At 69.4% G+C, this 10,419-nt stretch carries 9 protein-coding genes; 8 read left to right on the forward strand and 1 reads right to left on the reverse strand.

What is annotated here, in order from left to right; genetic code table 11:
* Positions 1-21 precede the first annotated feature (21 nt).
* From OG395_RS39330 to OG395_RS39350, 5 genes are all read left to right on the forward strand, one after another.
* On the forward strand, positions 22-1,089 hold the full coding sequence (locus OG395_RS39330; protein WP_327247175.1) for an LLM class flavin-dependent oxidoreductase: 1,068 nt from the start codon (positions 22-24) through the stop codon (positions 1,087-1,089).
* Positions 1,086-2,429, forward strand: a complete 1,344-nt coding sequence (locus OG395_RS39335; RefSeq protein WP_327247176.1) for an NtaA/DmoA family FMN-dependent monooxygenase — start codon at positions 1,086-1,088, stop codon at positions 2,427-2,429. Before OG395_RS39330 ends, OG395_RS39335 begins: the two co-directional genes overlap by 4 nt.
* 4 nt (positions 2,430-2,433) lie before the next feature.
* Complete coding sequence (locus tag OG395_RS39340) at positions 2,434-3,231, forward strand: DUF1684 domain-containing protein (RefSeq protein ID WP_327247177.1); 798 nt, start codon at positions 2,434-2,436, stop codon at positions 3,229-3,231.
* Positions 3,232-3,875: 644 nt separating this feature from the next.
* A complete protein-coding gene (locus OG395_RS39345; RefSeq protein WP_327247178.1) occupies positions 3,876-4,775 on the forward strand; it encodes a S1 family peptidase in 900 nt (299 codons plus the stop codon).
* A 189-nt stretch (positions 4,776-4,964) separates the two neighbouring features.
* On the forward strand, positions 4,965-5,444 hold the full coding sequence (locus OG395_RS39350) for a hypothetical protein (RefSeq protein ID WP_327247179.1): 480 nt from the start codon (positions 4,965-4,967) through the stop codon (positions 5,442-5,444).
* Positions 5,445-5,470: 26 nt separating this feature from the next.
* On the opposite strand, the gene OG395_RS39355 is transcribed toward OG395_RS39350, so the two are convergent.
* On the reverse strand, positions 5,471-6,370 hold the full coding sequence (locus OG395_RS39355; protein WP_327247180.1) for a DUF4231 domain-containing protein: 900 nt from the start codon (positions 6,368-6,370) through the stop codon (positions 5,471-5,473).
* 441 nt (positions 6,371-6,811) lie between these two features.
* Here OG395_RS39355 and OG395_RS39360 point away from each other — a divergent pair, with 441 nt between their 5' ends.
* From OG395_RS39360 to fxsBH, 3 genes are all read left to right on the forward strand, one after another.
* A complete protein-coding gene (locus OG395_RS39360) occupies positions 6,812-7,432 on the forward strand; it encodes a hypothetical protein (RefSeq protein ID WP_327247181.1) in 621 nt (206 codons plus the stop codon).
* Between the two features lie 477 nt (positions 7,433-7,909).
* The gene (locus tag OG395_RS39365) at positions 7,910-8,074 is read left to right on the forward strand and encodes an FXSXX-COOH protein (protein WP_208857661.1); all 165 of its coding nucleotides are present in this window, start codon (positions 7,910-7,912) and stop codon (positions 8,072-8,074) included.
* Between the two features lie 30 nt (positions 8,075-8,104).
* Positions 8,105-10,384 (forward strand): radical SAM/SPASM protein FxsBH, inactivated beta-hydroxylase extension form, encoded by a 2,280-nt coding sequence (gene fxsBH / locus OG395_RS39370; RefSeq protein WP_327247182.1) that lies wholly within the window; start codon positions 8,105-8,107, stop codon positions 10,382-10,384.
* Positions 10,385-10,419: the final 35 nt, after the last annotated feature.

The raw sequence follows: 10,419 nt of genomic DNA on the forward strand, positions 1-10,419 counted from the left end.
CCCCGAGAGGTCCGTACAGCCATGTCTGCCAGCACCGCACTTCATCTGGCCGCCGAGATCGGCGGTCCGCCCCACTACGACGCCCCGCACTACACCGCGCTCGCCCAGCTGGCCGAGCGCGGGACCCTCGACTTCGTCACCCTCGGCGACTCGTTCGCCCGCCCCGGGCTCGACGCGCTCGCCGTGCTCTCCCGGGTCGCGCCCGCCACCCGCCGGATCGGGCTGGTGCCGACCGTCACCACCACCCACACCGAGCCGTTCCACGTCTCGTCCGCCGTGGCCACCCTGGACTGGGTGAGCCGCGGCCGGGCGGGCTGGAGCGCCGAGGTGTCGACGACCGGAGCCGAGGCCCGGCTCTTCGGCCGGCGGCCCGCCGCACCCGCCGTGGACCTGTGGCGCGAGGCCGCCGACACCGCCGAGGCCAGCGCCCGGCTCTGGGACAGCTGGGAGGACGACGCGGAGATCCGTGACGTCGCCACCGGGCGCTTCATCGACCGTGCCAAGCTGCACTACGTCGACTTCGAGGGCGCCACCTTCACCGTCCGCGGACCCGCCATCGTGCCCCGGCCCCCGCAGGGCCACCCGGTCACCGTCATCGACGGGACGGGCGGACCGAGCCAGGACGCCGCCGCCCGCCACGCCGATGTCGTGCTCGTACGGGCCACCACGCCCGAGCAGGCCGCCGGCATCCGGGCGGAGGTACGGCGCCGTGCCGCGACGTACGGTCGCGACCCCGAGGCCCTGCGGGTGCTGGTGGCGCTCACCGTGGATCTCGGGGACGCCGAAACCGTATCCGAACCCGGTCCGGAGAGCGGACCGCGGCTCGCCGCCAGGGGCTCGTACTACCGCGGTGGCCCGGTCGACCTCGCCGAACTCATCGGCCAGTGGCACCGGGGCGGAGCCGTCGACGGTTTCCACCTCACACCCATCACGCCCGCACGCGATCTCGAACGGATCGTCAACGGCACCGTGGCCCTGCTGCAGCACCGCAGCCTGTTCCGCACCTTCTACCCCGGGGGAACGCTCCGCGAGCACCTGGGGCTGGCGCGGCCGGCCAACCGATACGCCCTCGCGGAGGGACGAGCATGACCGCACCGACGCAGAAGCAGATGCATCTCGCCGCCCACTTCCCCGGCGTGAACAACACCACCGTCTGGGCCGACCCCCGCTCGAAGAGCCAGATCGACTTCTCCTCCTTCGAGCACCTCGCCCGCACGGCGGAGCGCGGCAGGTTCGACTTCTTCTTCCTCGCGGAAGGGCTGCGGCTGCGCGAGCACAACGGGCGGATCCACGACCTGGACGTGGTGGGCCGTCCCGAGTCCCTCACGGTGCTGAGCGCGCTGGCCGCCGTCACCGACCGGCTCGGGCTCGCCGCGACCGTCAACTCCACCTTCAACGAGCCCTACGAACTGGCGCGCCGGCTCGCCACCCTCGATCACCTGAGCGCCGGCCGGGCCGCCTGGAACGTCGTCACCTCCTCCGACGCCTTCACCGGGGAGAACTTCCGGCGCGGGGGTTACCTCGACCGGGCCGACCTCCCCCAAGTTCTCGGCTCCGCTTCAACAGGGGGGACCCCCTACACCCGGGCCGCCGAGTTCGTCGCCACCGCCCGCGAACTGTGGGACACCTGGACTCCCGACGGGACCCCGCGCCCCTTCCGCCACCACGGGCAGCACTTCACCATCGAGGGCGAGTTCACCGTCCCGCGCTCCCCGCAGGGCCACCCGGTCGTCATCCAGGCCGGGGACTCCGGGGAGGGCCGCGAGTTCGCCGCGTCCGCCGCCGACGTCATCTTCACCCGGCACGGCACCCTGGAGGCGGGCCGCACCTTCTACGCCGACGTCAAGGCGAGGCTGGCGAAGTACGGCCGGGAACCCGACGAACTGAAGATCATGCCCGGGGCCACCTTCGTCCTCGGCGACAGCGACGCCGAGGCGCAGGAGCGTGCGGCCGAGATCCGGCTCCAGCAGATCTCCCCGCAGAACGCGATCCTCGCCCTGGAGCAGATCTGGGGCCGTGACCTCTCCTCGTACGATCCCGACGGGCCGCTCCCCGAGATCGACCCGGTCCCCGATTCGACTCTGGTGCAGGGCCGGGTCAGGATCGGTGACCAGCTTGAAGTGGCCGCCCGGTGGCGTGCGCTGTCGCAGGCCAAGGGGCTGTCCATCCGGCAGACGGTGATCGAGACGACCGGCCGGCAGTCGTTCATCGGCAGCCCGGAGACGGTCGCGGCGGAACTGATCGAGTTCGTCTCGACCGACGCGGCCGACGGTTTCATCCTCGTACCGCACCTCACGCCGGGCGGCCTCGACGACTTCGTCGACCGGGTCGTCCCGCTCCTCCAAGAACGCGGAGCCTTCCGCTCCGAATACACCGGTTCCACTCTGCGGTCGCATCTCGGGCTGGCCGAGCCGGTGTGGAAAGGTTGATCGCATGAGTACGGACGCACAGCAGGCAGCCCAGGACTGGATCCACTGGCACGAGGAGCGCACGGTCACGGTCTCGGCGCCCTACGGACCGCTCTCCCTCACCGGTACCCACTGGCTCTCCGACTACCCGGAGGGTCGAATTCCGGCCCTTCCCGGGCAGTGGCGTGAGGACGGCGACGAACTGGTGCTCACGGCCGTTGTCGAGGACGGGCTCACCGTCGACGGGAAGCCGTTCACCGGCGAGGCGCGGCTCACCGCGGACCGCGGCCCGATCGACGAGTCCCGCGTCGCGCACGGCGAGCGCCGGCTGGTCGTGCTGAGCCGCGAAGGGCTCTGGGCCGTACGGGACTTCGACCCGGACTCCCCGGCACGTAAGGCCTTCCGTGCCATCGACGCGACGCCGTACGACGCCCGCTGGGCGCTGTCCGGCACCTTCCGCCCGTACGCCACCGCCCGCACGGTCCGGGTCGAGAACGCCGACGGTGTCGAGCGGGGGCTCGGCCTCGGCGGCGAGATCGCCTTCGAGGTGGACGGCACCGAGCACACGCTTCAGGCCGCGGTCGAGCACGACGGCTCGCTCTGGGCGGTCTTCGCCGACGCCACCAGCGGGAACAGTAGCTACCGCTTCCGCTTCCTGCGGCCGGCCGCGCCGGCCGAGGACGGCAGCGTGACCGTCGACCTCAACCGCGCGCTGCTGCCGCCGTGCGCCTTCGCCGACCACTTCATCTGCCCCTTCCCGCCGCCCGGCAACACCCTGCCGGTCGCCGTCGCAGCGGGGGAGCGGAACCGGATCGACCACTGACGCACCACCGCACCCGATCGGTTCAGGCCCTGGCAACCCGCGCGCTGCCGGGGCCTTGGGTCCTGCCCGGCCGATCTTCGTGGGCCCGTGACGTCCGGCACGGCACCTCGCCGCGTTGTCCTCGGCTGTCCACGTACGTCCAGTACGAGGACGATCATCCGCCTTGCGATGCACCGAGCCGGACGCCGCAGGCTGATCCACGAAGGCCGAGCTGACAGGACCTGGTGCCCCTTCCCGGCAAGCTCCGCCCCGTCGCACCGCTCGGCACGCCTGCTCGCCGCGTTGGCCAAAGCCCTGATAGCTCCTTCCTCAAACTCTCCGCTCCGTTCGAGCAGGGGAGACCACATCCAAGGACTTCTGTCCGCCGTGCGATCGCACGCACCGGACGACGCTCCTCATGGGGCAAACATGGCCGGTCACGGCACCAGCGGGCGAGCGGTGGGAGGGACGGCCGGCCCGTCGCGGTGAGTTCAGGTCAAAGGGCCCTCTTGCGCGAGAAGTTGACGCCTTGAATACTCCCGAGCAGCGCTTGTCAGGAGCACGTCGCATCCGGAACGCGGAGACGCGACCGTGCCCCCGACTGCGCCTCACGGGTCCGACCACCCCACAGGCGGACCCCCGTTTCCCCTCGGGAGGAATGACAAGTGAGGAACAAGCGCACCACCCCCCTCAGCGCCACAGCGAGACGAAGCCGGATCGTCGCGGTCGCCGCGGGCCTGGTTGCCGTCGCCGCAATGGCCGTCCCCAGCGCCCAGGCCGACTCCACCACGACATTCAGCGCCAACCAGCTCTCCGCCGCCAGTGATGCGGTGCTCGGCGCCGACATCGCCGGTACCGCCTGGAACATAGACCCGGCGACCAAGACCCTCGTCGTCACCGCCGACAGCACGGTCACCCAGGCCGAGATCAAGCAGATCAAGAAGTCCGCCGGCGCCAATGCGGGCGCCCTGCGCATCGAGCGCACATCCGGCACCTTCAGCAAGCTGCTCTCCGGCGGCGACGCCATCTACGCCCCCGGCTGGCGCTGCTCCCTCGGCTTCAACGTCCGCAGCGGCAGTACGTACTACTTCCTGACCGCCGGTCACTGCACCGACGGCAACCCGCCCTGGTACACCAACTCGTCGAACTCGACGTACATCGGCCCGACGGTCGGATCCAGCTTCCCGACCAATGACTACGGCCTGGTGCGGTACGACAACGCCTCCGTCGCCCACGCGGGTACCGTCGGCAGCCAGGACATCACCAGCGCGGCCAACGCCACGGTCGGCATGTCCGTCACCCGTCGCGGCTCCACCACCGGCATCCACAGCGGATCCGTCACCGGTCTCAACGCCACGGTCAACTACGGCGGCGGAGACATCGTCTACGGCATGATCAAGACGAATGTCTGTGCGGAGCCCGGCGACTCCGGCGGTCCCCTCTACTCCGGGACGAAGGCGATCGGACTCACCTCGGGCGGCAGCGGCAACTGCAGCTCCGGCGGTACGACGTACTTCCAGCCGGTCACCGAGGCGCTCAGCGCGTACGGCGTCAGCGTCTACTGACGCGCCGGCACCCGATCGCACACATGACGGAGCCCTCGCCCGAATTCCGGGCGGGGGCTCCCGCACACCCCGCGGCTTTTGAGAGGATGTGGCGGAGGTCGGTCGCGCAGGAACAACGGGGGCGGATGCTGTGCCTCCCGGAGGGATGTCTCCGGGAACCCCCGGAGACACTCCAGGGGGTTCCAGTCCGTGAAACGCATCGGAGTGACCGGCCATCGCAGCATTCCCGAGGAGGCACACGCCCATGTGCTGGCCGGGATCCGGGCGGCGCTCTGCGGGCTCGACGGCTCCCTGGAAGCCCTTTCCAGCCTGGCCGTGGGCGCGGATCAGCTCTTCGCCGACCTGGCACTCGCCCACGGGGCCGAACTGACCGTCGTCATCCCCAGCGGGGACTACGAGACATCGTTCGCAGCCGGCGCCGAACTGGCCCGCTACCGGAGCCTCAAGGACCGGGCGGCCCGGGAGGTGCTGCTGGACTTCCCGCACTCCACCGACGAGGCGTACTACGCGGCGGGCGCCTATATCGCCGATCACTGCGACCGGCTGCTCGCGGTGTGGGACGGCCGGCCGGCCCGCGGCCTCGGCGGCACGGGCGACATCGTGACGTATGCGCGGACGCTCGGCCGCCCGGTCACGGTGATCTGGCGCGACGGGGTCGAGCGCGCATGACCTGACGTCGTCTCACCGGCCCCGCCTCACATGCGGTGCCGGGCCAGCCAGTCGGTGTGTTCGGGGGAGACGATCCGCTCGGTCTCGAAGACCGCGACCGGCCACTGCCGTTCGGTCAGGCTGGTCTCCATGGCGGCCTGCATCGACTCCAGATCCTTCTCGACCAGCGAGTGCGCGGATATCAGCGGGTGATGGCGGCGCATCTCGTTCCAGGCGAGGCAGGCGGCCGCTGCCGCCGAGAGCGCCCCTGTCAGGGCGAAGGACCGGGCAGCCCCGAACGTCTGCAGCAGGCTGAGCGTCAGCGCCGGGGTGGTCAGTGCGGCGATGGCGCTCGACCAGACGAACGCGCCGCGCCGCGAAACCTGCTGGCGCCTGCGGTACCAGCGGCGCTGTTCGATCAGCCGGTCCCGTACGTACGTCTCCTTGCGGACCGTGAACGCCCTGCTCCGTAGCTCCCGCATGGACTCCGTGATGAGCCCGCTGCCGGCATCGTTCATCTCGTCCCGGGGGTCCACCCAGCCGACCTTCCTGAGCTCCTGCAGACCCTCTTCGAGCCGGTTGGCGAACACCGCTTCCGGGTGCTGGGTACCGGTGTCGAACGGGGAGCCGTGGACGGCGTAGCGCCAGCACATCGACTTGATGAACTCGGCGGCGGAGCGGTTCAGTTGCCAATGCGACTTTGCTTTGCGCCGGGAAGCGACATACGTCGTGGCCAGAACCCCGAGATAGGCCAACGCGCCGACTGAGTCGAGCAGTTGAAATGAGCCACCGATCCTGCCGTGCCACGGCAGGGCCGCCGGCACGGCACCCACCACGAGCAGGATCAGCTGGCCGCGGGTCGTATTGACCGCCTCCCGCTGACGTGCGATGGCGATGGCGTCCGTGTGGTGGAAGAGCGCCGGGAGGTCCTCGCTCCTGAAGACCATGGACTGAAGCGGTCCGGGAATCGCCGTCATATTCACCCCGTCTGCAGTTTTGGACTTGCTCGTTCAGCCAGGCGGATGGCCTGTCCGGTCCGGCCGGAAGGTCTGGAAGGCCCCTGTGCGGTGCCCGGGGCGCACGCGTTCGTGGGCGGAGGCCGACCGGGTGCACGAGAGTAGAGTCGCCCGCCCGGACACTGCAATGGTGCCCTGGGTGCCGGCTGCTTCCCCGGATCCGGATCCGGTCGCTCTCGTGCGATCCGAAACGCTGTGGCATGGTTGGTCAACTTGCTTTTGTTGCAGGCGAGTTCCCTATCTGTGGTGTCCGGGTCTCGCCTCTCGCCGGGGGGAGCGAAGGTGCAGGAAACGAACGAGGGCGACGTTCAGTCGCCGACCGGTGCTCAACGGAGGATCCGACGAAGTCCACTGCTGTTCACCACACCCCTCGTGCTGCTCGCACTGCTCACAGCGATCCTTCTCTGGGAAGTGATCCGCTCCAACATCACAGCCGAGGCGCGGACCGAATGGCCGTGGCGCCTGCACCTGCTCGACATGGACGCCCTGGGTAGTCTGCTGGCCGTCGCCGGCGGCGCGGTCCTGGCCAGGGCGCAGTACGCCCGCACGGTGCGGCCGTATCTGGGCTGGCGCGGATCCTGGCAGAAGGGGCATCTGAAGGAGGACGCGTCCGCGTGGCGCGTCGGCGTGCTCAACGGCGGGCAGCACCTTGCCGTGATCGACACCTGGGACTGCCGCCTCGTCCTGGCCGGGCAGGTCGACTCCGCCGATGCGCAGTGGGTCGATCTCGACGAGGCCGTGACCGAACTGACAACTGCCGGGCTCGTCGTCGCACAGGACTTCCAGATCATCCGGTTCGGGGCGGGCTTCCCCCTGGTGGGCACCGGGGGATACGAAACGGTGCTGGTGGGTGCCTTCTCGAGGCGGTTCGTCCGTGACGTCGAGGCGTTGTACCTGCGGTTCAGGGTCACCGACGTCGTGGGCGACACCCACGAGCGTGTCCTGGACTGCATGAAGGGGGCGCGGACGGATCTCAACGCCCCGCTCGACTGAGAGTGCCCGGCAGGACCCGCCCGTTCTTTCGGTGGAGGCAGCCGATGGGAGGCGTTCGCGGACGGAACCGGCAGGACGTGGCGCCGGGCGGGTGAACGGAGTGGAAGTGAACACGCGGCATCGCGCATCTGTCCTGAAGTCAAATCCACGTACCTTTCGCCGAAATCGGGGTGGCGCATCACCCGTCCTTGGTGCAGGGGCACCCCATCGGCCCGGGCACAGGCCGGCGAAGGGGAGTGCTCGGCCTTCCGGAACTGGCTCGTGTCATCGGCTCCGACCTGTGCTTTCTCTCCTCACTCCGACGGTGGAATCTCGAGTCGCGTTCCGTCTGGCGTAATGCTGTGTGACAGCTGCGTTTCATGCGACGTCGGCATTTGCCAAGCGCTGTCAGCGGAGTAAAGTCGTGCCGCCGGACACTGCATTTATGCAGTAGCCGGAAGCGTTTCAGTGTCCGGAACAATCCCATCAAGGACGGCCGTGAAGACCAACGAATCCACCTCATCCTTCGCCAATGCGAAGAGCCGTGTGCCGCTCGCCGAGATCGACATCCGTGGCGTCGAAGCCACCAGGAAGCTCGATCGGGTATTCAGCACGTCAACCGGCCGTTCCACCAAGGCGTCGACCTTCAGCTCGGCTCTCTGAGTCGCGCCGTAAGGTGGCTAGACTGACGGAATGACAGGACCCCTGGTCCCCTTCCGCGAAATTGTGCTCAAAGTGCACAGCAGGTGCGATCTTGCCTGCGATCATTGTTACGTCTATGAACATGCTGATCAGAGCTGGCGTACCCGCCCTAAGGCAATCTCTGATGAGGCTATTTCCTGGACCGCTCAACGCTTGGCCGAGCATGCTCTGACGCATGCGCTGCCCTCCGTGTCAGTGATCCTGCACGGAGGGGAGCCTCTCCTGGCGGGCCCCGCGCGTCTGCGCCGCGTCTGCGAGGAGCTCACCTCGGCGCTGCACGGCATCGCCGATCTCGATCTACGGATCCATACCAACGGTCTGCAGCTCAGCCCGCGCTATCTCGACCTCTTCGACGAGTTCGGCGTCAAGGTCGGCATCTCGCTCGACGGCGACCGGGCCGCCAACGACCGGCACCGCCGTTTCGCCGACGGACGCACCAGCCACCCCCTGGTCCTGCGAGCCGTCGAGCTCCTCCGCCAGGAGCGCTACCGGCACCTCAACCTCGGCCTGCTGTGCACCGTCGACATCCGGAACGATCCGCACGCGGTGTTCGACGCCCTGGCCGAACTCGATCCACCGCTCATCGACTTCCTGCTTCCGCACGCCACCTGGGACCAGCCGCCGCCGCGTCCGGACGGATCGCCCACGGCCTATGCCGACTGGCTCCTCGCGATCTTCGACCGCTGGAGAGAACAGGGCCGGCCGGTGCCGGTGCGGTTCTTCTCCTCGGTCCTGTCCAGCCTGAGCGGCGGACCAAGTCTCACCGAATCCCTGGGCCTGGCCCCCACGGACCTCGTCGTCGTCGAGACCGACGGGCAGCTGGAACAGGTGGACTCGCTCAAGAGCGCCTATGAAGGCGCGGCCTCCACCGGGTTCGACGTCTTCACGCACGCCTTCGACGAGGTCGCGGCGCACCCCGGGGTGCGAGCGCGGCAGCTCGGCCTGGCCGGGGTCAGTGAGGCCTGCCGCCGCTGCCCCGTCGTACGTTCGTGCGGCGGGGGGCTCTACACGCACCGCTACCGTTCGGACAGCGGATTCGACAACCCCTCGGTGTACTGCGCGGATCTCGAAGCACTGGTGCGCGGCATCGAGGTGCGGACGGCGGCGGAGACCGAGTCGGTCGCGGTCGCGGAGCCGCACGAGCTGATCGCCGCGCACCAGGACCTGACGCGGACTCTGCTCGCCCGGCTCCACGCGGACCTCGACGGCCGGGGCGGAGAGCGCTGGGACGAGGCCTGGGAGCTGGTGCAGGCCTTGGACCGGACGGAGGCGGGTGCCGGTGGCCTGGACGGTGTTCTGGCCCATCCCTACACCCGCACCTGGCTGCTCGACGCGCTGGACGCCGTGTACGACGGCCGGCCCGGTGCCGACCGGTCGGCGACGCTGCGGCTGTCGTCGTCCGTGGCCGCTGCCGCCGTACGCGCCGGACTCGAACGGGATGTCCCCGTCGCCTACCGGCACGGCAGCATCTTCCTCCCCACCCTCGGCGAGGCGCGGATCGGTGGGTCGGGGGAGCACGGCACTGCCCTCGTACGCGCCACCGACGACGGATTCCTGATCCGGCGGGACGGGCACCCCGCCGAACGGCGGATCGTGCGGACGTCGACGGAAGACCCTGGCTGGCTTCCGGTGCGCCACGTGGGTGTCGACGGGGCGCCCGGCTTCGTACTCGACGACCTCGACCCGTACCGGGACTGTTTCGACACGCCCGTCGCTCCCCGGCTCGGGCAGTCCGAGGCCGATGCGTGGAGCGCGGGACTCGCCGGGGCCTGGGAACGGCTGATGGCGGTCGTGCCGGAGCAGGCGGCCGAAGCGGCGGGCAGCCTGACCGCGCTGACACCGCTCACCACCGGGCACCCCGCAGTGGGGCGGCACGGCTACGGGGCGTTGGGGATCGGCGTGTGCACGGATACCGAGGAACTGGCGCTCGGCCTGCTCCGGGGATTCCGGCGGGCCAAGCTGAGGGCCCTCGTGGATGTCACGGATCTGTACGCATCGGACGGAGCCTGGGACCATCGGACGCCCTGGCGGGAAAAGTCCGTTCCCTTCTCCCGACTGCTGTCCATGACCTATGAGCGGGTGGGACTGGGTCTCTTCGACCCCCGGTTCCTGGACGGGGTGCCGCAGGCACTCGACACACTCGAAGCTGCGGCCGAACTGACCATCGACGGAAAGCAGCTGCTGGCCGCAGTCCGAAAGGAGATCAGCGGTACACACGGGACATCCGGGAAGAACAGTTGCAAGACTGTTTTTGATCAAGAACCTGATTGACCGGGCGTGAGGATGGATGACTGAAAAGCGGCGTT

The organism is Streptomyces sp. NBC_01320, assembly GCF_035974375.1.
GTDB lineage: Bacteria > Actinomycetota > Actinomycetes > Streptomycetales > Streptomycetaceae > Streptomyces > Streptomyces yanii.

What these genes read in the sequence shown, in the direction of transcription:
- OG395_RS39330 (WP_327247175.1), top strand. Translation starts at nt 22, where the DNA reads ATGTCTGCCAGCACCGCACTTCATCTGGCCGCCGAGATCGGCGGTCCG.
- OG395_RS39335 (WP_327247176.1), top strand. Translation starts at nt 1,086, where the DNA reads ATGACCGCACCGACGCAGAAGCAGATGCATCTCGCCGCCCACTTCCCC.
- OG395_RS39340 (WP_327247177.1), top strand. Translation starts at nt 2,434, where the DNA reads ATGAGTACGGACGCACAGCAGGCAGCCCAGGACTGGATCCACTGGCAC.
- OG395_RS39355 (WP_327247180.1), bottom strand. Translation starts at nt 6,370, where the DNA reads ATGGTCTTCAGGAGCGAGGACCTCCCGGCGCTCTTCCACCACACGGAC.
- fxsBH (WP_327247182.1), top strand. Translation starts at nt 8,105, where the DNA reads ATGACAGGACCCCTGGTCCCCTTCCGCGAAATTGTGCTCAAAGTGCAC.